Here is a 21,842-nt window from a genome sequence, read left to right as displayed (position 1 = left end):
CAGGCAAAGCGCCGAATGAGAGGAGCGGCGGCTGTGCCGCTCCCGGGAAAGGAGTTAGACAATGTCGAGAACCTCAACCAAAGGCCGAAATTGGGCTGCGGCGGCGCTGATCGGCGCGGCGGCGCTTGGACCTAGCACAGGAGAAATGGCCATGGCGACCCCGCTTGCCGAACCATTGGACATCCCTGCGGAATTCCTGTCGGAAATCGACGGCGCTCCGGATTGGCTGCGCGGTGCGATGGCGGGCCTCGGGGCACCTGAGGGCTGGTCGATGACCCGCGAAGCCATCGTCGTGAGCGAGGTTGAGGCGCTGCGCGCCCTCAACCGCATCCGCGCCTTTCGCCAAGCAGTCAGGGGCGGCACCGGGGCGATCTGGCTGTCACTGCCGGTGGCCAACGAGATGGGCGAAATACGCGACTGCGTGACGCCTTGGGCAACGCAACTGATCCCCGACCTTGATGCCAATGATTTCGGCCAGAGCTTTGCCTTGTCGATGCTGCGCACCGATGAACCCGAGGCCTGCCTGATCGACGTGGGCACGGATGATCCTTGGGCCGGGTCAGACCGCACCGCTTTGCGCGGCTATTTCGATGATGCAGGTGACCTAATGGTCGAGCATATAAGCCTTAACGAGGACGCAGTGTTCGTCCGCGCCCTGATCGAGGCAGGTTATCTTGTCACCAAAGGTAGCGTGTCCGGACGGCTGCGCGTGGAATAGCGCGCGGGCGAGCGGGCAAAACCTATTGTCCATGATGGTAGGGTAAGGGTGTCGATACCGAAACGGCCTTGCGGCGTCACGGTCCCGGCCAGAAGGCTGGTTATAGGCCGCTCGCCCAGACGAACAGATCCGCGGTTGGGGCGCTCCGGTCGCCTATGGGCCAATGCCGGTGACGACCGCCTTGGCCAACAGGGCAGATGCTGAAACGCCGTCGATCAGGCGTAAACTTGTCCGTGCCGCCAACGCCCCTTGCAGCGGGGCCATTCCGGCGCAACCCAGCACGGCGCAGGTGGCAGCATCTTCAAGGCGGGCGCTCTCGATTTCGGCGGCGATGCGGTCGATGGTCTCTGGTGCGCCCTCGTCGATGGTCAGCACCGGCAGGCCGCTTGCCCGCACAGAGGCGCAAATCCCGGCAAAGCCCTGCTCGCGGATATTCTCTTCGATCACGGGGACAGAAATGGCCATAGACGTGATGACCGAGAACCGCAGACCTAGCAACTGCGCCATCACATAGCTGGCCTGTCCGATACCCAAAACCGGGCAACCGGCGCGCGCGCGCGCCTCATTGAGGCCTGTATCGTCGAAACAGGCGATTACAATTGCCTGCGCGCCTTGCGCCCGTGCGACGGGTAAAAGGGACAAAAGACCGGGCACCGCCGCGTCCCCATCCGCCTTGCCCTGAATGGCCACAGGACCGCTTGTATTGGTCAGGCCAAAGATGTCCGCCTCTGGCAAGGCCTTGCGCGCGGCGGTGACGACCCCTGTTGTCATGCCGACCGTTGCATTGGGGTTGATATAGGCAAGCTTCACAATCCGAGCCCCGCATCCGAACCAAGACGTGCGCGCCGCTTGCCCATGATCCACGCGCCCATCAAAAAGGCTGCGATGATTGCAAAGGAAAAAACCGTGGTGAGTGTGCCAAGCGCGTAGATCACCGGCGTGGTGACATTCGTCGTCATCCCAAAGATCTCCAGAGGCAGGGTGTTGTAGCTGCCAGCCGTCAGCAGGGTGCGGGCGAACTCATCATAGCTCAGGGTAAAGCCAAAGAGTGCCACCCCGATCAGCGAAGGCCCAATGATCGGCAGAACCACATAGCGCAGGGTCTGCCACGCGGTGGCCCCTTGATCGCGGGCGGCTTCTTCATAGCTTTTGTCAAAGCGGTTAAAAACGGCGAACATGATCAGCAACCCAAAGGGAAGCGTCCACGTCAGTTGTGCGCCAAAGCCCGAGGTTGCCCAATGTATCTTTAGGCCCAACTGGGTAAAGATGAGGCCCACCCCTAGGGAAATCAGGATCGACGGGATCACCAGCGCGGTGACTGTGGCGTAAAACAAAAGGCCAGATCCGGCAAACCGCTTGCGAAAGGCCAGTCCAGCCATGACCGAAACCACCACGGTCGTGACCATCACGACCAGCCCAAGCACCAAGCTGCGGCGGAATGCGCCCCAGATGTCGCCCACCGCCTGCTGCTCGAACAGGTCGCGGAACCAGTGCAGTGACGCGCCGTTCATGGGAAAGGTCAGCCCCCCTTGCGGCCCCTGAAAACTCAGGATGCTGATGGTCAGGATCGGACCATAGAGAAACAGTACGAATAGGCCAAAAAAGGCGGCCAAGACGTAAAACGAGCGCGGCCTGCGTTCCATCTCAGAGTTCCTTGCGAATGTTCACAAACCGCAGCAGGATCGCAATCACGATCAGGACGGTGCAGAGCAGCACAACGGCGGTCGCGGCTGCGGATGGGTATTGCAAAAGGGCAATATCGTTGGAAATCAAACGCCCCACATTGGCGCTCTGACTTCCGGACATGAACCGAACGGTGACAAAATCGCCCATCACCAATGTCACGACAAAAATGGTTCCGATCATTATGCCGGGTTTGGTGAGCGGCAGGATGACGTGTAGCAAAGTCTGCAAGCCGTTCGCGCCATTGTCGCGCGCCGCCTCAAGCAGGGATTTGTCGATCCGCATCATGGTGTTGAAAATCGGAACCACCATGAAAAGCGTGTAGAGATGCACAAAGGCAAGGATCACCGCGAAATCGGAATAGAGCAGCCATTCCAGCGGTTCGTCGATCACACCCCAAGACATCAACGTCTGATTGGCAAGACCATTGCGGCCCAAAAACGGAATCCAGGAAATCATACGGATGATATTAGATGTCCAGAACGGGATCGTGCAGACCAGAAAGAGTGCCACCTGCATCGTCAGGCTGCGAATGTGAAAGGCCAGAAAATAGGCAACTGTGAACCCTATGGTGAGCGTCAGCGCCCACGTGATCAGCGCATATTTCAGTGTTGCGCCAAACACCTGATAGGTCACGGGCGAGCCAAACAGAAACTCGTAATTGTCGAACTGGAATGCGGGATAAATCGAAAACTCGGTCGCGCCCCAAAAGCTGACGACAACGATCATCACAATGGGTGCGATCAGAAACGCGAGCAGCACCACAGCCAGAGGTGCCGCTTGTAACCAGCCCAGAATATGACGGTTGGTCGTCATGTTACCCGCTCTTCATGCTTGGGAACTTTGGTCAGGATCCTTGGTATGGGGGGCGCCTGCCCCCCATACCTAAATGGCGTTCAGTCTGCGTTCTATCGGGTCATGCAGCGATGAACTCGTTCCACTTGCGCACCATATACTGGTTTTCGTCCATAACCGCGTTCCAGCAGGCCACAGCGCCCATACGCTCGTTGAACGACCCGCCATCACGCACCTCTCCGGCCTGCGCAAGGGTATCGCCGGTGGGCGAGGTGATAACATCCGTTGCGGGCTTGCCCTCGAACCAGTAGCCCCATTCGTTCTCGGACATGAAGTTTTTGGAGGTCTCGGGCACCGCAGAGTAATAGCCCTGCCGCATCAAATAGCCGCCAACCCAGCCCGACAGATACCAGTTGATATAGTCATAGGCCGCATCCAGCTCCATTCCGGATAGGGATGCGGACAGGCCGATACCGCCCCCCCAACTGCGATAGCCTTCTTTTAGCGGCTGATACACGCAAGGGATGCCGCGTGATTTGACTGCGGTGATGGCGGGTGACCACATCGACTGGATCACCACCTCTCCACTCGCCATCAGGTTCACGCTCTCATCAAAACTTTTCCAAAAGGCGCGGAACTGTCCGTTTTTCTTGGCCTCAGTAAAGATCGCCATGGTCTTGTCTATCTCGTCGCGGGTCATGTTGCCCTTGTCGCCATATTCGACTGCGCCCATAGCCTCACAGACCATGGCCATATCCATGATGCCGATGGACGAAATATCAAGGATCGACGCTTTGCCCTTGAATTCGGGGTTCAAAAGCTCGGTCCAGCTTTCGATCGGCCGGCCGATCAAGTCTGGGCGGATCCCTAGCGTATCGGCATTGTAAATCGTCGGAATAAGGGTCATCCAGCCGGTTTCTTCACTCGCAAAGCTGGTGCTGCCGGGGCCGTCGACAAATCCCACCGAATGCGGCGCGGTGCCTTGGGCAATGGTCGACGTGGGCGTCAGCTTGCCCGAGCGAAAGATGCCGACGATCTTGTCGTAATTGGCGATACGCGCGGTATCCATGGCCTGAAGGTTGCCGGTCGGCCAAACCTTTTTGCAGATCCAGTATTCGATATCGGCAATGTCAAAGCTATCGGGCTGGGTGGCTGCGCGCTGGGTGACGCTATCGCTGTCGAGCGCCGTCATTTCCAAGGTAAAGCCGAGGTCCTCTTTGACCTTGTTGGCCACGTCGTTGAGGTTCGACACGCCGGTGCCAAACTGGCGCAGCACGATGTCCTTGGTATCCTGCGCCCAGAGCATGGGGGCGGGCAGTGCGGAGGCGGCAAATGCTGCGCCCCCGGCCTTGAGTAGGGCGCGACGACTATAGCCGACCTTGGGTTTTGCCATTGTTCTGTTCCTCTCTGTCCTGTGGATTGGTGGGAATTGGGGTGGGCTCTCAGGCCTCAAGCCGGTGGAGTCGCCCTTCGTCCCAGCTCAGCCTGACGGCTTCACCGGGAGATTTCGGAGATTGAAAAAATTGCGCTTCGGGCAGCAGGGCAAGCATCTCTTCGCCGCTTTCGGTTGCGGCCGTGACACTGACAGAGGCCCCCTGATATTCGACCGCGATCACCGTAGCGGGCAGGCCGTCTTTTCCCAGCGATACCGCATCGGCGCGCACGGTAACCTTGCCGCCGGATCGTGCGAGCACGTTATGCCCGCCAATGAAGCGCGCCACGAACTCGGTGCGCGGGCGTGCCCAGACCTCGCGCGCAGGCCCAGCCTGTTCGATCACCGCGTCATTCATCACGACGATCTCGTCGGCTAACGCGAGCGCCTCATCCTGGCCGTGGGTGACGTGCAGAAAGGTGATGCCCAACGCGCGCTGTAGTTTCTTCAACTCGCTGCGCATCCGAACGCGCAGGAACGGATCAAGCGCTGACAGCGGCTCATCCAGCAAGAGCACCTTGGGGTCAGTGATCAGCGCGCGTGCCAAAGCAACGCGCTGTTGTTGGCCCCCAGAAAGCTGTGCAGGTAGACGGTCAGCCAGATTTAGCATGTCTACAAGTTCCAGAAGCTCATTGGCGCGGGCGTGGCGCGTCGCCTTGTTCACCCCTTTCATGCGCAGCGAAAATGCCACGTTTTCGCGCACCGACAGATGCGGAAAGAGCGCATAGTTCTGAAACATCATGGCCGTACCGCGCTGCGCGGGAGGAAGCGGCGATACGTCGTGCCCATCCAGTAGAATGGCCCCTTCGCTGACGTCCTCATGCCCTGCGATCATGCGCAGTGTTGATGATTTCCCACAGCCGGACGGACCCAAAAGGCAGACATAGCTGCCTTTTACAAAGACATGATTCAAATCACGCACTGCAACCGTATCGCCATAGCGCTTGGTCAGGTGCACCAATTCAAGATCATACCCCGTTCGCATAAAGGCCCCCATACCGTCATCTGCAATGACCCTGCGCTTTGAATTGCGAGTGCGGCAGAGTTTTCGCGGGCGGGAGGGCGCAAAAACCGGCGCCGCCCGTTTTATGGGCCTCTGGCAGCGGGTGGCGCTTAAAAATCAGAACATTTTTGTATACAATATTGTCTCAAATCGCGAAACCCACTGTTCTACTTGTCCCTTTCCATGCGAATCGGAAAAAGACATACTCAGGGGCAAACAATCGGCGCAGGACCCATGACCAAGATCGAGATCACAACTTGGACCAGCGACGCGGTCATCCTAGACCTTGAACGTGCGATCCACGAACATCGCCTGCCCCCCGGCACCAAACTTGGCGAAGATGAATTGGGCGATGCCTATGGCATCAGCCGCACCACAGTGCGCGCGGCGCTTTTGGCCCTTTCGCACCGCCATCTGGTTGAGTTGAAGCGCAATCGTGGTGCTTTCGTCGCGCAACCTTCGATCCGCGAAGCGCGTGAGGTGTTCGAGGCCCGTGCCCTTCTGGAACCCCGCACCGCGCATTCCGCAGCGACCCGCATGACGGAAATGGACCTTGCCCTTTTGAAGACCAATATCTGCGACGAACACGCCGCTCTCGACGCCGGAGAGAACGGTCGCGCGCTGTTCCTGTCGGGCCAGTTTCATATCGAAATCGCCCGCATTGCAGATCAGAGCACGATAGAGACCTTCATTTCCGAACTCATCTCGCGGTCGTCGCTGATCATCGCCCTCTATTGGCGTCGTCGTGCCGCACTATGCGAAACGCAGGCGCATCATGCACTGCTGGATGCCTTTGCCAACCGCGATGCCGCTCTTGCCGAACAACTGATGAAAAGCCACCTGCTGGATCTTGTGGCGTCGCTTGATCTGCGCAATGTCACCCAGCCGCCCACCTCCCTGCGCGAGGCGCTTCAGCGATGAGTGACCTGTCGTGCCGCACCGCAACCCTGCCAGAGGTCGTGCAAATGCTCGACTGGGCAGCGGAGGAGGGGTGGAATCCGGGGATTGACGACGCGGCGGCCTTTTATGCCGCTGATCCTGAGGGGTTTTTCGTGGCCGAAGTGGACGGGCAGCCGGTCGCGGCTATTTCCGTCGTCAACCATTCTGATGCCCACGCCTTTCTCGGGCTCTACCTCTGCCGTCCTGCGTTTCGCGATCAAGGGATAGGCTTTGCCCTCTGGCAAAATGCCATCGCCCATGCCGGCACGCGCCCCCTGGGCCTTGACGGTGTGCCCGCGCAAGAGGCGAATTACGCCAAATCTGGCTTTGCGCTGGTCGACCGGACCCGCCGCCTGACGGCAACTTTGCCACTGCAGGCTCTGACATTGCCACTGTCGAGGCCAGAGGATTTCCCGGCACTTGCCCGTCTCGATCGGGCTGCGACGGGCGTTTGTCGGCAACGGTTTCTACGGGGATGGGTGGACAATATCGCCACACGCAAAACCGTGCTGCTGCGCGAAGCGGCAGAAATAACGGGCTTTGCCACGGCGCGGCGCTGCCGCGAGGGGGTCAAGATCGGCCCCATAGTGGCACCCGACGCCATGGCGGCGCTGCATCTCGCGGGGCAGGCGGCGGCGGCATTGGCAGAGCCGCTGACCATCATTGACGTGCCCGATGGAAGTGCAGCCTTTGGCGCGGTGTTGCGGCGAAACGGCTTTGTCGAAGGGTTCGGGACCGCCCGAATGTATCGTGGCGCTGCACCCCAAAATGGTGATACGCTGCATGCCGTCGCCACACTGGAACTGGGTTAGGGCGCGCCAAACCCGGTGGACTTGAGCGAGACCACCAATGCGGCAGTGTCGACGGCTAACCCCACCAAGGCCTGCATTTGCACTGACAGGGTGTTTTTCGTATAAATATGTGAATAAAGGATTTTTTTGGGGGACGCGAGGATCATGGCAAGAGCGATCTACGGTACATGGATCGACTTGGTGTGTGCGTTTTTCAAACGTCCCCGTCGGCTTCAGGTGGCGGCGGTCTGCTACAGAGAAACGCATGGCCGCAAGGAAGTATTGCTCATCACCTCGCGCGGCACGGGGCGCTGGGTCATCCCGAAAGGCTGGCCAGTTGACGGTAAGGATGCCCCCGGCGCGGCATTGCAGGAAGCTTGGGAAGAGGCCGGCGTGCGGTCTGGATGTGTGAGCAAAGAGGCGGTTGGTCTTTATTGCTACGAAAAAGAGCTGTCCACAGGATTGCCCGTCTCGGTGGAAACTCTGGTCTTTACGATTGAGGTGGATCAGATGGATGAAGACTATCCCGAAGCTGCGGAACGCCGCCTCACATGGGTCAGCCCCGGTGCTGCCGCGAGCATGGTTCAAGAGCCAGAGTTGCAAGACATCCTGCGCAGGATGTAACAAATTTATTTCGATTTTGTGACAAAGTCGGTTGATGCCAATCGCGCGCTTGAATATGCCCCATCCAGCCAGTTACCGGGGGGCAAGCTGTGAGCGACACGCAAAACGACGCCAAACACCTTGAGACCCTCGACAGGGATCTTCAGCGGTTTTCCCATCTAGAGACAGCAACGCAATATGTTGCGCGCCCAATGGTGGCGCCTGGCATCGCCCTGGCCTTTATCGTCGTGACAGCGCTTGCCGCGGCGGTCTTTTTTGGTGAATTCCCGATCAACTTTGTGGTGATCGCGGCGACGGTGTTTGGGGCCTATATGGCACTCAACATCGGGGCCAATGATGTGGCCAATAATATGGGACCAGCGGTAGGTGCCAATGCGCTGACCCTTGGTGGTGCCATCACGATTGCGGCGATTTTCGAAACGCTAGGGGCGTTGCTTGCGGGCGGAGATGTGGTTTCGACCATTTCCAGTGGCATCATAGACCCCGTGACCGTCGCGGATACGCAGGTTTTTATCTGGGCGATGATGGCGGCGCTGATTTCAGCGGCGCTCTGGATCAACCTTGCAACATGGATCGGGGCCCCTGTGTCGACCACGCATTCCGTGGTCGGTGGGGTGATGGGGGCCGGGATTGCCGCCGCCGGGTTGGCCGCAGTCAATTGGAGCACGATGAGCGCAATTGCCGCGTCTTGGGTCATCTCGCCGGTGCTGGGCGGGGTGATTGCAGCGCTCTTCCTCGCGCTGATCAAATCGCGGATCATTTACCGCGAGGACAAGATTGCCGCCGCGCGTCGCTGGGTGCCGATCCTTATCGGGATCATGGTTGGGGCGTTTGCAACCTATCTGGCGATGAAAGGGCTAAAGCGCGTTGTCAAAATCGACCTCGGTACCGCCGTCACCATCGGTCTGATGATGGGAGTGATATCATGGCTTGTGACGATCCCACTGATCAAGCGGCAGTCACAAGGGCTGGAAAATCGCAACAAGTCTCTCAAGGTGCTGTTTGGCGCGCCCCTCGTGATTTCGGCGGCGCTGTTGAGCTTTGCCCATGGGGCGAATGACGTAGCCAATGCAGTAGGTCCGTTGGCGGCCATCGTCCATGCGGCAGAGTTCGGCAGCGTCACGGAACAGGTGTCGATCCCACTCTGGGTCATGATCGTCGGCGCGTTCGGCATTTCCTTTGGCCTGTTCTTGTTTGGCCCCAAACTTATTCGCATGGTCGGCTCTCAGATCACCAAACTGAACCCGATGCGCGCCTATTGCGTGGCGCTGTCGGCGGCGTTCACGGTTATCGTGGCAAGTTGGTTGGGCTTGCCCGTCTCTTCAACGCATATCGCCGTGGGCGGGGTGTTTGGCGTTGGTTTCTTTCGCGAGTGGGATGCGGAACGCCGTCTGCGGAACAACAAAGTGGCAAAGCCCCTCGAATTGCGGATCGCCCCCGAGGAACGCCGTCGGCGCAAACTGGTGCGTCGGTCGCATTTCATGACCATTATTGCGGCTTGGGTGATCACGGTTCCTGCTGCGGCGCTTGTCTCGGCATTGGTGTTTCTGGCGCTGAACAGCCTACCGGCCTAGCGGTCGCGACAATGACCTGAGTATGCTGTTCACAAACCGTGGGTTTCGGAACGTCGAAAAGGACCGTGCGCTCTTCTTGGCTGCCATGATCAAAGATGCCTTGGCCGACGAGCCGGGCCATTAGGCCGCCAATACCACCTAGGGGCTCGTCATGGCATCTGGCATCATGGTGGCGGACGTATCAGTGGCGAGCCTTGGCAAGCAGACCTTGCGGCCTGAGAGCGTGCTTTCGACCGTTATTGGAAGCCCGTAGACGGTGGTAAGGTTGGCCTCTGTCAGAACCTCTGTGGCGGGGCCCTCTGCCAGCACTCCGCCGCGATGCATTAGCAGAACGCGTGCGTTCAGCGCAAAGGCCTGATCGGGGTCATGGGTCGACAGGATGACGCCATGGCTTGCAGTGCCTTTGATCTGCGCCAATGCGCCGATCCGCGCAAGCACCTGCGCTTGGTTGCCGAAATCGAGGCTGGCGGTCGGCTCATCCATCACGATCAGCGTGGCCTCCTGGGCCAATGCGCGGGCGATCAGAACCAGTTGCCTCTGCCCGCCGGACAGCTGGGAATAGTCTCGATGCGCAAGGTCATGGATGCCGAGGTGTCGCATCGCATCCTCGGCGACGGCACGGTCGGTTTTGCCCGGCTGAGCAAAGGCCCCGAGCCGCGCCGTGCGCCCCATCAGCACCACTTCCAGCGCCTCGAACGGAAAGGGCGGCGCATGGGCCTGCGGGACGTAGGCGATGGCCCGTGCGATTTCGGCGCGCGTCTGTGCCGTGATCGGGCGGCCCCCCAGCAGGACGGAGCCGGAAAGCGCGGGCAGCAACCCCAAAAGCGTGCGGAACAGTGTTGTCTTGCCGCAGCCGTTCGGACCCAGCAGGCACAGAATCTCACCCTCCCGCACCTGCAAGTTCAGCCCGGTGCCGATCGGACTTTTGCCATAGCCGATGGACAGGTCCTGCGCCTCAAGCATTACAACCAGCCCCTTCGGCCACGCGCCAGCAGCCACACGAAAAACGGCGCACCGATGACGGCTGTCAGCACGCCCAACTGAACTTCGACCGCCGCTATAGTCCGCGCCAGCGTGTCAACCACCAGCAGATAGCCCGCGCCAATCATCGCCGAAGCGGGCAACAAGCGGCCAAAACCCGGACCAACCAGCATCCTCGCGATATGCGGGATGACAAGGCCGACCCAGCCCACAACCCCGGCCAAGGCCGTGACGCTTGCCGTAATCAGCGTCGCCGACGCGATCACAATCAACCGTGTGCGCCCGGCCTCGATTCCCAATGCGCGGGCCTCTTCGTCGCCAAGGCTTAGAACGTTGATCCGCCACCGCAACAAGGCCAGTGGGATCAGTCCGATCAGCACCACGGGCAGGGCCGGAACAATATCCCGCGTCGTGATGGACGCCAGCGATCCCAGCAACCAAAAGGTGATCGCGGGCAACTGATCATAGGTATCGGCCATCACCTTGAGCAAAGAGGTGGCGGCCCCCGCCAATGCGCCGACCACCACGCCCAGCAACACCAGCGTCAAGGTCCGGTCAGTGCCACGCACCAACGAACCGACCAGAGTGACCAAGCCCACCGCCACCATACCGCCAACAAAAGCAGAGGCCTGGATCATCACCACCGGGAGTGACAGAAAGATGCCAGCCACTGCACCCAGCCCCGCCCCTGCCGAGACCCCGAGAATATCGGGCGACACCAAGGGATTACGAAACAAAGCCTGATAGCTCGCCCCGGCGGCGGCAAGGGCCGCGCCGACCAGCAGCGCCGCCCCCACGCGCGGCAGGCGGATGTTCCACACCACGATCTGTGCCTGCTGGTCCCCCTGTCCGAGAAGCGCTGACAGAACTTGGCCTGTCGTCAGGCCATAGGGGCCGATCATCACCGCGCCAAACGCCAGCAGAACCAGCACCATAGCCAGCCCGCCGGTCAAGCTCAGGCCTTTGAGCAAACCGGCGTTTGGCGGGCTTACATCGGCGGTCGTCCTTCGGCCCATTCGAGCAGCCTTTCCAAGTCCTCGTCGCTAAGATCGACATTGTAATAAAGCGCGTAGAAGGCTCGGGTATCCTCGCGCAGGTTCCCTTGCCAGAGATCAGGATACAGCAGCCCCGCCATCCAAAGCAGCCCCATCATCCGGTTGAGCGACGGAGGCCGGTCGATCCAGCCAAAAGGTGCCGTGGGCGACAGGTAGACCCGCCCCCTTTGAACTGCGTCGATTCCCTGCCACAGCGGATCGTCAAACACCGATGCGTAGAAATTCGGGTCCCATGTCACGATTGTGTCGGGATTGGCGACGATGAGCTGTTCCATGGATGCATTCACCAGACCCCGCGTCGCCCCACCGTCATCTGCTACGTTGCGCCCCCCGGCGCGCTCGATGATCTCGGTATTGATCGAGCCTTTCATCCCGGTCTCCAGCCCCTCGGGGCCGCGGGCAAGATAGACGCGCGGGCGGTTTTCCTCCGGCACGTTGGCCAACATTGCGTCAATTCGGGCAAATGTCGCCTCGACATCCAGTGCCAGCACCTCCCCACGCTCAGGCACTCCAAGAGCGTGGCCCAAGATGCGCAGCGCCTCTGGGGTGTTATCAAACCGTCCGTCGATAAGAAGGTAGGGAATGCCGGTCTGCTCCTGCACCCTATCGGCAAGGTCGATATAGGTGTCGCGCACCGAGCCGAAATCGACGATCAGGTCCGGCTGGATCTGCAAGACGCGCTCTAAGTTTGCTTCGCCGCCGCGCCCGGTGAGACGACCGGTTTCGGGGATGTCGCGGTAGGGCGCTGCGATATAGGCGCGTTCCTCGGGGCGCAGCGCACGGGGCCAGCCGGTCAGCGCCTCGGGCTTGAGCACATAGACCAGCACCGAGGCTGGAGGCCCGGACGCGAAAACAGAGGTTACCGTCTCCGGCACCTCGACCACGCGGCCCGCGCTGTCAGTGACGCTGCGGGCATGGGCGGGCAGCGCCAGCACCGCGAGGATAACGAGCAGATACCGCATGTCAGCCTCCGTTCGCCGTGGCGAACCCGCTGTCGGCAAGCATCGCCTGCCCTTGGGGCGACAGAAGGTCTTCTGCCGGTCTCCGTGCCCCCCTCAGCGCATCATTCATCGCGATCAAGCGATGGTCGGCGCCAGCCGATTGGTCCAACCCATACAGGGTCTCGATGTTGGCATAGGCCTCTCGCCCCTCGCGGGCCACGTGCCACTCGGGTTCAAGGTTGTGCCGCCGATACCGAGGGCCATTTTTACGCGCGAACCGCAGTGTTGGAATACGGCCAATAAACCGCAAGGCGGCGTCTGATGCCGGTGCGCTCTGGATACATGTCTTAGTCTGGCAAAGTTCCATGCATAGTTCCGTTCGATCATTGCACATTACGCGGTGATGTTCCGGGCAACGCCCGCATAGCGTCACGCTTATCGCACAGAATGGCGCTGAAAATCGTCGTTTCATAGCCTTGAAGTTCACGTGGCTTAAAGAAGGGGACAAGAAGCGCAGGAAAAATGCGCGTATCCGCAGATATCGCACTGCGGTTTGGACAGGGTCGCCAGCGGTACGCGCCGCTTCGCAACGCTGGATTTACTTCACCTGCTGCACGAAAGGCCGATTTGGCCCCAGCCCAATCCAGCCGTGTTGACCGATGCCATCATCAAGATTTTCCGATGCTGGGCGCACAAAGGCAAGTAGGTGACTGAAAAACTCTGATATTGCAGTTTCTGATAAAATCAGTCAGGATAGCGACCAAGGCTCAAGGTGTTCCTCTGACGGCCGCATGAGGGATTGCGCTTTACCTGAACACGCCTGACGGCCTGACGGGGTCATCGGTCGGGGTTTCGACATGAAAGGCTCGCTGGATGCGAAAGGGGCGCAACATTCTCGCCCTCCGCGTCCGGTGAATACAAACGAAAAGAAGGGACAATGAACGATGATCCGAAACCTCCTTACTACGACGGCTGTGATTGCCGCGCTGGGCGGCACAGCTCTGGCACAGACACCCGGTGACGTGCTTGACACCTACGCTGATATTGCGGCAGCCAACTACACTGACAGTCTGACTGCCGCGCAGGCGCTGCAGACGGCGGTGGCCGCGCTGATCCAATCCCCGTCAGGCGCGACCCTTCAGGCCGCCCGCGCAGCCTGGCTTGCAGCGCGCGTGCCCTACCAGCAGTCAGAGGTGTTCCGCTTTGGGAATGCGATTGTGGACGACTGGGAGGGTCGCGTGAACGCTTGGCCGCTGGATGAGGGGCTGATCGACTATGTCGACGGGGCCTATGGCGGCGCGACAGACCAAAACCAGTTGGCCGCGCTCAACGTGATCGCCAATCCGGTCTTCACGCTTTCGGGTCAAGAGATCGACGCGACAGAGATTACCCCGACTCTCCTGCAGGAGACCCTTCACGAGGCCGACGGGGTCGAGGCGAATGTCGCCACCGGCTATCACGCGATCGAATTCCTGCTTTGGGGGCAGGACCTGAACGGGCATGGCGACGGCGCGGGGGATCGGCCCTGGACTGATTATGCGCAAGGCGCGGACTGCACCGGCGGCAATTGCGCCCGTCGAGCCGAGTATCTGGCGGCGGCGACCAAGCTTTTGGTCGGCGATCTGGATTGGATGACAACGCAATGGGCCGACGGTGGCGCGGCGCGCGCGGCCCTGATGGCGGATGAGCGGGCTGGCCTTGCCGCAATCCTGACCGGGATGGGAAGCCTCTCTTACGGTGAGACGGCGGGCGAACGCATGCGGCTTGGTCTGATGCTCAACGATCCCGAAGAAGAACATTCCTGCTTCGCCGACAATACCCACAACGATCATTTCTATAACGGGGTGGGGATCCGGAACGTCTATCTCGGGAGTTATACCCGCACTGATGGCACGAGTGTGTCTGGCCCCTCCCTCTCCGGGCTCGTTGCTGAGATTGCCCCAACGCTTGATGTCGAGATGCGCGCGCGGCTCGCTGATGCGGTTCTTGCACTGGGACGGATCAAGACATCGGCTGAAGCGGGATTTGCATATGACGAGATGCTTGAACGCGGGAATGCGGGCGGCGAGGCCTTGATCATGGGGGGGGTCGAGGGGTTGATCGCCCAAACCCGTTCGATCGAGCGGGTGATCGCCGCGCTTGACCTTGGTGGGATTGAAATAGAGGGCTCTGACAGCCTCGACGATCCCTCGGCCGTGTTTCAGTAACACATCTTGTTCACCGCTTCAGGCGGTGGACACAAACCCCAGCTTGTAGACTGGTATGTTATCACATATCAAACGCAATGACGTGTGTTGACGTCATTCACAAAAACCAAGGAACAGTGATGAAAACCCTATCTGTAACGCTTGCCGCCTGTGCTGCGCTTGGTGCGACCGCAGCCCAGTCTCAGGATGCGAACTCGCCGTTCTCCGCCGAATTCTCGGTCGAGTTGCAAACCGATTTTACCGTCGATTCCTCTGCGCCCGGCGGCGAGATAAACAATACGTTCGCCACCATTGAGGGCGCGCTTTCGTTCGCCTTCACGTCGCGGACCTCGATCAACAGCACGCTGGTTCTCGAACAAATCACCGCCCCCACCTCGGACAGCTTCCTCGAAGACCATGGCCTTTATGCCGAAGAGCTTTACTTCGCGCATGATTTTGGCGCGGCGCAGGTGGTGCTGGGCAAGTTCAACCCCGCTTTTGGCCTGGCGTGGGATGCAGCGCCGGGTATCTATGGCGTTGATTTCGCAGAAGACTACCAACTTACCGAGAAGCTCGGTGCAGGCCTTGTGATCCCTTTTGCGGCAGGACAGGGCGAACATGCGCTGAGCCTGTCGTTCTTTAACGCGGATCGGAGCATCCTCAGCGAGTCGCTGGGCGAAAATCGCGGGCGGACAAACCGGAGCGACGGTGGCGTGTCGAATACGAGCGCACCGGAGTCTGTTGCGATCTCGCTCACGGGTGCCTTTGGCGCGACCGGGTACAACCTCGGCCTGCAATCTCAGGCGCGCGGCGTCGGCGACGCAGAAGATCAGACCGGGATCGTGGGCGGCCTCAGCCATGAATTCGCAACCGGCTCTTTGCCTGTGAAACTGCTTGCCGAACTGGCCTATTTTGATCACTTCGACGGCACCGCCGACAGCGCGACCTTCGCCACATTTGGGGCTGAGGCGCTTGTTGGCCCCGTCACGCTTTCGGCGGTCTATGCGATGCGTGATGTCGAGACGCTGCCAAAGGATCACCTTGCCACGCTCTCTGGCGAAATTGAGATCCTTGAGGGGCTAAGTGGCGCACTGGCCTATCGCTATGGCGATGAGGGTGGCGACGAGACCCATACCATCGGCGCGCTGCTCGCCTACGAATTCTGAGAACCACTTGAAAGCGTCATGCCCGTGTCTACGCCAAAAACATACCGCACATTCCTGCCTATAATCGTCATAGCGAGTATCTGCGCGGGCATGACCGCTGCCCAATCTCTTGAAGATATCCATCTGAATGTGGTGCCGCGCACCGAAACCGAGCGTGCGCGGGTCGACGCCGCGACAGCCCTGCCCACGGATTTCTCAAAGGCATGGCCCTTCGAGCAGAACGGTGGGGGCGCGCAGACCGTGCGGTCGCGCGATACCGCCGATGCCTTCTCGCAGCCCGCCGCAAACCTGACCTTCGAGCAGGAGCTGGAATTTCGTATCGGCAACGGCATGTTCCGCCGCGTCTGGGTGTCGCCTCCGGCCTCGACGCTGGCCTCGGATGGTCTTGGCCCGCTCTACAATGCGCGCTCATGCCAGCGCTGCCACCTTAAGGATGGGCGTGGGCATCCGCCCGAAGGCCCCGGTGACAGCGCCGTCTCGATGTTCCTGCGCATCTCGATCCCGGCGCCCGAGGCATCCGAGATCGCCGCTTACATTGACGGCATCCATCCGACCGCACCTGATCCCACCTATGGCACGCAGTTGCAGGATTTCAGCCTGCCGGGGCACAAGCCTGAATACCGTCTCGATGTGAGCTACGAAGAGATCGAGGTGCCACTCGCGGGTGGCGAGGTGGCGCATCTACGCGCGCCCACCTATCGCGCCGCCGACCTCGGCTATGGCCCGTTGCACGCGAATGCTATGCTCAGCCCCCGCGTCGCGCCGCAGATGATCGGCATGGGGCTACTAGAGGCGATCCCGTCAGAGGATATTCTGGCGCTCGCCGATCCCGAGGACGTTGATGGTGACGGCATATCAGGGTGGCCGCAGATCGTGTGGTCGGACGTATACGATCAGCCGATGCTCGGCCGTTTCGGGCACAAGGCGGGCAACCCCACGCTGTTAGAGCAGACGGCAAGCGCCTTTGCCGGCGATATCGGCATTTCCAACCCGATCCATCCGGCGGGGTCGGGCGATTGCACCGACGCGCAGACCGATTGCCGTGCGGCGATGCATGGCGGCGACGCCGAACAATCTGGGTTCGAGATCGACCAAGTTGGTCTCGATATTGTCACCTTCTACAGTCAGACTTTGGCGGTGCCAGCCCGCCGCAATGTCAGCGACCCCGAGGTGCTGCGCGGGCGCGAGGTGTTCTACACCACCGGCTGCCCCTCTTGCCATCGGCCGAACTATGTCACCCATCGACTTGAAGGCGACAACCCCGCAAGTTTCCAGTTGATCTGGCCCTATACCGACCTTTTGCTGCACGACATGGGGCCGGGTCTTGCTGATAACCGCCCAGAAGGTCGTGCCAACGGACAGGAGTGGCGCACCGCCCCACTCTGGGGAATAGGGATGACCAAACTGGTCTCGGGCCACACGTATTTCCTGCATGATGGCCGCGCGCGTTCTTTGTTAGAGGCTGTTCTCTGGCACGGCGGCGAGGCGCAACACGCCCGTGACACTGTCGTCGACATGCCCCCCGAAGAGCGTGCCGCCCTCATAAAATATCTGGAGAGCCTGTGAGACTGATCACCACCCCCGTTTTGAGCCTTAGCCTTGTGCTCTGCCTTGCCGCGCCGTCGCTGGCCGATGTCAAAAGCGCGCTCGACGCGCATATCCTCCCGGCCTTTGCCCGTTTCGCCGAATCCGCCGACGCGCTCGCTGAAACTGCGGGTGCTGATTGCCGCCCTGAGGCGATGGCCGAGGCCTATCACACTGCCTTCGATGCTTGGATCGCGGTCTCGGACTTGCGGATTGGACCGTCAGAAACCGGCGCACTTTCGGTTGCCTTCTGGCCCGATGGGCGCGGTTCTACGCCGCGAGCGCTGGCGCAGTTGATCGCAGAGGAAGATCCCGTTGCCTTTGATCTCAAAGCCTATGCCGAGGTGTCGATTGCCGCGCGCGGGCTCTTCGCGCTCGACATGCTGATGTTCGACCCGGAGTTCTTTGACTACGCACCGCAAAGCTATGGCTGTACGCTGGCCGCCACCATCGCCGCCGATCTCGCCCTTCAGGCTCATGCCCTAGAGGCTGCTTGGTCCGGGCCCTTTGCTGACACGTTGCAGAGTGCCGGGGCCGATGGCAACACGGCCTTTCTGACGCCGGACGAGGCGTTGCGGGCCATCTATACGCAGATCCTGACATCGCTCGAATTCACGGCCGATACCCGGCTGGGCCTGCCGATGGGCACTTTTGACCAGCCCCGACCTCTTCGTGCCGAGGCGCGCCGGTCAGGGCGGTCCTTGCGAAACGTAGTTCTGGCAGCCGAGGCCGCACATGGGCTGGCAAGTGCACTGGCCGACTGGCCCTTGCCCGAAACCCAAGCCGCGCTGGCCCGGTTGCAGGTTGCCGCCGCTCGGATCACCGACCCTGCCTTTCAGGATGTGACGGACCCTCAGGCACGCTTGCGCGCCGAGGTGCTGCAACAGGCGGTGCGCGGCTTGCAGGCGGCGATAGAGGAAGAGATCGGCGCCCAGCTTGGCATTGCGCCAGGGTTCAACGCGCAGGACGGGGATTAGGACAATGGCCACACGACGAGGATTTCTGATTGGGTTGGCCGCCGCAGGTGTCGCGCCGCGCATTGGTTGGGCCGCCGTTGGGAGCCCTGCCTATCTGGCCGCAGCGCGCGAGGCGGATGGCACCTTTACGCTTTATGGCCTTTCAACGAACGGCATCGCCAAGTTCCGTGTGCCCCTTCCCGCGCGCGGCCATGCTGGCGCAGCCCATCCAATCCGGGCCGAGGCCGTGGCCTTTGCCCGCAGACCGGGGCAGTTCGCCCTTGTCATCGACTGCGCAACTGGCGCGGTCCTGCATAGCCTGACCCCGCCCGAACGCCGTCAGTTCAACGGCCATGGTGTTTTCGCTGCCGGGGGTGACCTGTTGTTCACCAGCGAACAGGCCCGCGACACAAGCGAAGGCATTATTGGCATTTGGGACGCGGCCGCTGGCTATGCCCGGATCGGAGAGTTCCCCAGCGGTGGGATTGGTCCACATGATCTGCGCCTGATGCCCGACGGGCAAACGCTGGTGGTGGCCAACGGGGGCATTGCCACCGACCCGAGTGATCGGACCAAGCTAAACATCTCCACAATGCGCCCGAACCTTGGGTATCTGACCCTGTCCGGGACGCTTGTCGATAGGGTCGAGCCAAGCCCCGATCTGCAACAGAACTCGATCCGCCATCTTGCGGTGCGCGGCGACGGTCTGGTCGCCTTTGCCATGCAATGGGAAGGTCAACCGGGCATGGCCCCGCCGCTTGTGGCGCTGCACCGCAGGGGACAGGCCCCGATGCTGGCCGAGGCCCCGCTGGCCGACGAAATCGCCATGCAGGGCTATGCCGGCAGCATCGCCTTCTGCGGCGATGGGTCAGAGGTGGCGATAACCTCGCCGCGCGGAGGGCGCGTGCATCGCTTCGGAATTGACGGCGTATTCCTTGGCGCCGTCGGGCGTGCGGATGTCTGCGGACTGGCACCGCGGGCAGGGGGGTATCTTGCCAGCGATGGGTTGGGTGGCCTTGTGGCGGTGGCCCCTAGCGGCTTGATCGCTCTGGCCCGGCATGATTGTGCTTGGGATAATCATATTATCCCCTTGTAGGTTGGATTGCGCCGCAGCGCATCTTCAGCAAGTCGGCCACCCTCATATTGTGCTGTATTTTGGGTGGTTGAAGGGCACCGATGCAGGAAAACACCCTGCGGGGCGCAGGCCCTTTGATGTCGGCGCTACAATCCCTTTCATTTCGCAATCGCCTGATCTTGTCGGGTTCGGTCGATGCATGCTGTCAATCTATGCGCCCTGCGCCTACGACATATTATAGATTCTTGGGCTTGAACCCGAATGCGGACTGACTTTCGCGTTCTAATCAAGCGGCGTTGGACAGGCGTAGAAGCGGTGCACGGTCATGTCCAATCCGCCTCGACGATATTCAAGCTACCGATGCGGGAATAGAGCGTTGTGGGTTTGACGCCAAGCAATGCGGCCGCACCAGAGGGGCCGGCTATACGGCCGCGTGTTTCGCGTAGGGCGGCAATCAGGTTAACCCGAACAAGGTCCTGCATCTGCGCTTCGGTTCGAAAGGATCGGCCTGTCTCTGCCAGCGGCCCTACGCCCCCCAGTTCGACAACCAGCTTGCGATCCTGAGACACAATCGCGGCCCGTTCCATCACGTTATGAAGCTCGCGCACATTGCCGGGCCAGTCATAGGATTGTAGCTGTTGCACCACGCCTTCGGTCAACACGGGCTCGGGCCGGTTCAGCCTGCGGCAGGCAATCTTGAGCAGATGGGCGGCGAGAAGCGGGATATCTTCCTGCCGGTCGCGGAGCGGCTGGCAGGTGATGGGAAAGACATTGAGAAACAGATACAGGTCTTCGCGGATGCGGTGAGAGCGGCGGGCCTGTTTGTCCGACAGGGTGGTCGAGGCGATCACACGGATATCGAGCGGCTTTTCTCGGGTGTCGCCCAGACGGGTCACGGCACTGTTTTGCAGGGCAGCCAAAAGTTTGCCCTGTATCTCAAAGGGCAGCTCCTCGACATCGTCGAGAAACAGCGTGCCGCTATGTGCCAGTTCCAGCTTGCCGGGTTTGTCGCGGGTGGCCCCGTTGGGGGCACCGCGAACCTGCCCCCATAACTCGGCCTCGACCTCTTCGGGGGCGACGGAGCCGCATTTGAAATGGATGAGGGGGCGGCGTGCGCGCGGGCTTGCCTTGTGAATGGCGGTCGCCACAAGGGATTTGCCGGTGCCGGTCTCGCCACTGATGAACACGGTGGCATCGGTGCGCGCCACAAGGTCAATCCGTTGCACGGTCTGCCGCACCGCAGAGGACGCGCCGATGATATTGTGATGCGCGCGTTCCGTGGTGATCGCCTCTTGGAGATAGGCGTTTTCCTGTTCCAGCCGGTCGCGGAGCGCGGCCACCTCTGCCATCGCCTCGCGCAATTTACGTTCGCTTTCCTTGCGTTCGGTGATGTCGCGAAAGATCACCACAGCCCCCGCCAGAACATTCTGATCGTAAATCGGGGTCGAGACATATTCGACGCGGATCGGTTTGCCATCCTTGCGCCAGAACACCTCGTCTTCGATCCGATTGACCTCTTCAAAGCGGAAGGATTGATAGATCGGGCAATCATGCGCGTGATAGATATCACCGTTCAGATGGTGGTGATGGATCACGGAATGAATGTCGTGACCCAAGAGGTCCTCGGCGGTCCAGCCCAGCATTTCCTGCGCGGCGCGGTTAAGAAAGGTGGTCTTGCCATCCGCATTGACGCCGTAGATGCCTTCGCCCGCGGCATTCAGGATCAATTGGTTCTGACGCTCTAGCTCGGAAAAAAACTCCTGCGCGCGCCGCCATTCAAGCAGACCTGAACGATGCAACTCAGCCGCTTGCGCGATGCGGTCGTGGCGTTCCATTTCTGCAAGATCGAGCAGGGTCAGCGCAAGGAGCGAGGGGGCATTGGCAACCAGCCTGCCGCGTAGCTCAACGCGCAACGGCCTTCCGGTGATGCTGGCAAGGGTAATGTCGCGGCTCCATGCCTCGCCCCGGTGTGCGATTTCATCCACCAACACGATAAAACCCGGCAAGCTCGCGCCGACCAGCGGTGAAAAGGGTGCGCCGGTGGAATCCTCAAGATCGAGGAGCGCTCGGGCGCGGGGATTGGCCGCGACGATCCGGTCGGCAACAAGGTCGATCACCAGCGCCGCCTCGGCTAGGGCGTCAAGCAGGGAATCGGGGGTTGTGGGTATCTCGTACATGACTTCACCAAACACCGCCGCAGCGCAGCGCGGCAATACGAAATCTCGTAAATTACGAAATTTCATAAGGATATACGTGAGAGATACTGTGATAATATTCTGTAAATAAAAGATAAAATACTGAGCTTAAAAAATAGGCACACCCCTTTCGCGCGTGGCGGC

Annotated in this window: 20 protein-coding genes; 10 read left to right on the top strand and 10 right to left on the bottom strand. The window is 60.6% G+C overall.

The genetic code is table 11. The features are described 5' to 3' along the window. Positions 1-61 precede the first annotated feature (61 nt). Complete coding sequence (locus ROSMUCSMR3_RS07770; protein ID WP_081506953.1) at positions 62-718, top strand: hypothetical protein; 657 nt, start codon at positions 62-64, stop codon at positions 716-718. A 153-nt stretch (positions 719-871) separates the two neighbouring features. Here the strand turns inward: ROSMUCSMR3_RS07770 and ROSMUCSMR3_RS07765 are convergent, their stop codons facing one another. From ROSMUCSMR3_RS07765 to ROSMUCSMR3_RS07745, 5 genes are all read right to left on the bottom strand, one after another. After that, entirely contained in the window at positions 872-1,528 is a 657-nt protein-coding gene (locus ROSMUCSMR3_RS07765) for an aspartate/glutamate racemase family protein (protein WP_081506952.1), read from the bottom strand. Continuing rightward, positions 1,525-2,361 carry an ABC transporter permease gene (locus tag ROSMUCSMR3_RS07760; RefSeq protein ID WP_081506951.1) on the bottom strand — a complete coding sequence of 279 codons (837 nt, stop codon included), beginning with the start codon at positions 2,359-2,361 and terminating at the stop codon, positions 1,525-1,527. The genes ROSMUCSMR3_RS07765 and ROSMUCSMR3_RS07760 overlap by 4 nt, the downstream gene beginning before the upstream one ends. A 1-nt stretch (position 2,362) precedes the next feature. Next, complete coding sequence (locus tag ROSMUCSMR3_RS07755) at positions 2,363-3,217, bottom strand: ABC transporter permease (protein ID WP_037297982.1); 855 nt, start codon at positions 3,215-3,217, stop codon at positions 2,363-2,365. Between the two features lie 100 nt (positions 3,218-3,317). Then, entirely contained in the window at positions 3,318-4,589 is a 1,272-nt protein-coding gene (locus ROSMUCSMR3_RS07750) for an ABC transporter substrate-binding protein (RefSeq protein ID WP_008281527.1), read from the bottom strand. Between the two features lie 49 nt (positions 4,590-4,638). Next, on the bottom strand, positions 4,639-5,613 hold the full coding sequence (locus tag ROSMUCSMR3_RS07745; RefSeq protein ID WP_081508575.1) for an ABC transporter ATP-binding protein: 975 nt from the start codon (positions 5,611-5,613) through the stop codon (positions 4,639-4,641). Between the two features lie 252 nt (positions 5,614-5,865). Between ROSMUCSMR3_RS07745 and ROSMUCSMR3_RS07740 the strand changes: the two genes are divergently transcribed. The 4 genes from ROSMUCSMR3_RS07740 to ROSMUCSMR3_RS07725 all read left to right on the top strand — a co-directional run bounded on the left by ROSMUCSMR3_RS07740 (position 5,866) and on the right by ROSMUCSMR3_RS07725 (position 9,559). Continuing rightward, complete coding sequence (locus tag ROSMUCSMR3_RS07740; RefSeq protein ID WP_081506950.1) at positions 5,866-6,552, top strand: GntR family transcriptional regulator; 687 nt, start codon at positions 5,866-5,868, stop codon at positions 6,550-6,552. Next, on the top strand, positions 6,549-7,382 hold the full coding sequence (locus ROSMUCSMR3_RS07735; protein ID WP_081506949.1) for a GNAT family N-acetyltransferase: 834 nt from the start codon (positions 6,549-6,551) through the stop codon (positions 7,380-7,382). The genes ROSMUCSMR3_RS07740 and ROSMUCSMR3_RS07735 overlap by 4 nt, the downstream gene beginning before the upstream one ends. 144 nt (positions 7,383-7,526) lie before the next feature. Next, positions 7,527-7,985, top strand: a complete 459-nt coding sequence (locus ROSMUCSMR3_RS07730) for an NUDIX hydrolase (protein WP_081506948.1) — start codon at positions 7,527-7,529, stop codon at positions 7,983-7,985. Between the two features lie 191 nt (positions 7,986-8,176). Beyond that, positions 8,177-9,559, top strand: coding sequence for an inorganic phosphate transporter (locus tag ROSMUCSMR3_RS07725; RefSeq protein WP_237183584.1), 1,383 nt, complete (start codon positions 8,177-8,179; stop codon positions 9,557-9,559). A 138-nt stretch (positions 9,560-9,697) separates the two neighbouring features. On the opposite strand, the gene ROSMUCSMR3_RS07720 is transcribed toward ROSMUCSMR3_RS07725, so the two are convergent. Genes ROSMUCSMR3_RS07720 through ROSMUCSMR3_RS21095 form a run of 4 tightly spaced genes read right to left on the bottom strand, consistent with a single transcriptional unit; the run spans position 9,698 to position 12,756 of the window. Then, complete coding sequence (locus ROSMUCSMR3_RS07720; protein WP_081506946.1) at positions 9,698-10,522, bottom strand: ABC transporter ATP-binding protein; 825 nt, start codon at positions 10,520-10,522, stop codon at positions 9,698-9,700. Beyond that, positions 10,522-11,556: a FecCD family ABC transporter permease gene (locus ROSMUCSMR3_RS07715; RefSeq protein ID WP_081506945.1), complete on the bottom strand. Its 1,035-nt coding sequence runs from the start codon at positions 11,554-11,556 to the stop codon at positions 10,522-10,524. Before ROSMUCSMR3_RS07715 ends, ROSMUCSMR3_RS07720 begins: the two co-directional genes overlap by 1 nt. Further along, positions 11,529-12,557: an iron ABC transporter substrate-binding protein gene (locus ROSMUCSMR3_RS07710; RefSeq protein WP_081506944.1), complete on the bottom strand. Its 1,029-nt coding sequence runs from the start codon at positions 12,555-12,557 to the stop codon at positions 11,529-11,531. The genes ROSMUCSMR3_RS07715 and ROSMUCSMR3_RS07710 overlap by 28 nt, the downstream gene beginning before the upstream one ends. Before the next feature lies 1 nt (position 12,558). After that, on the bottom strand, positions 12,559-12,756 hold the full coding sequence (locus ROSMUCSMR3_RS21095; RefSeq protein WP_157667271.1) for a hypothetical protein: 198 nt from the start codon (positions 12,754-12,756) through the stop codon (positions 12,559-12,561). 724 nt (positions 12,757-13,480) lie between these two features. Between ROSMUCSMR3_RS21095 and ROSMUCSMR3_RS07700 the strand changes: the two genes are divergently transcribed. From ROSMUCSMR3_RS07700 to ROSMUCSMR3_RS07680, 5 genes are all read left to right on the top strand, one after another. Further along, the gene (locus ROSMUCSMR3_RS07700) at positions 13,481-14,743 is read left to right on the top strand and encodes an imelysin family protein (protein ID WP_081506942.1); all 1,263 of its coding nucleotides are present in this window, start codon (positions 13,481-13,483) and stop codon (positions 14,741-14,743) included. Between the two features lie 119 nt (positions 14,744-14,862). After that, positions 14,863-15,888: a hypothetical protein gene (locus ROSMUCSMR3_RS07695; RefSeq protein ID WP_081506941.1), complete on the top strand. Its 1,026-nt coding sequence runs from the start codon at positions 14,863-14,865 to the stop codon at positions 15,886-15,888. A gap of 90 nt (positions 15,889-15,978) precedes the next feature. Then, the gene (locus ROSMUCSMR3_RS07690) at positions 15,979-17,454 is read left to right on the top strand and encodes a di-heme oxidoredictase family protein (RefSeq protein WP_087148867.1); all 1,476 of its coding nucleotides are present in this window, start codon (positions 15,979-15,981) and stop codon (positions 17,452-17,454) included. Further along, a complete protein-coding gene (locus ROSMUCSMR3_RS07685; protein WP_081506939.1) occupies positions 17,451-18,449 on the top strand; it encodes an imelysin family protein in 999 nt (332 codons plus the stop codon). The genes ROSMUCSMR3_RS07690 and ROSMUCSMR3_RS07685 overlap by 4 nt, the downstream gene beginning before the upstream one ends. 4 nt (positions 18,450-18,453) lie before the next feature. Next, on the top strand, positions 18,454-19,524 hold the full coding sequence (locus ROSMUCSMR3_RS07680) for a DUF1513 domain-containing protein (RefSeq protein WP_081506938.1): 1,071 nt from the start codon (positions 18,454-18,456) through the stop codon (positions 19,522-19,524). Between the two features lie 302 nt (positions 19,525-19,826). Here ROSMUCSMR3_RS07680 and ROSMUCSMR3_RS07675 read toward each other — a convergent pair whose 3' ends face one another. Then, the gene (locus ROSMUCSMR3_RS07675; protein WP_008281545.1) at positions 19,827-21,680 is read right to left on the bottom strand and encodes a sigma-54 interaction domain-containing protein; all 1,854 of its coding nucleotides are present in this window, start codon (positions 21,678-21,680) and stop codon (positions 19,827-19,829) included. Positions 21,681-21,842 lie beyond the last annotated feature (162 nt).

The sequence above is a fragment of the Roseovarius mucosus genome (assembly GCF_002080415.1).
GTDB lineage: Bacteria > Pseudomonadota > Alphaproteobacteria > Rhodobacterales > Rhodobacteraceae > Roseovarius > Roseovarius mucosus_A.
The sequence above is the reverse complement of the archived record's forward strand: the minus strand, read 5'-3'. Positions and strand labels throughout refer to the sequence as shown.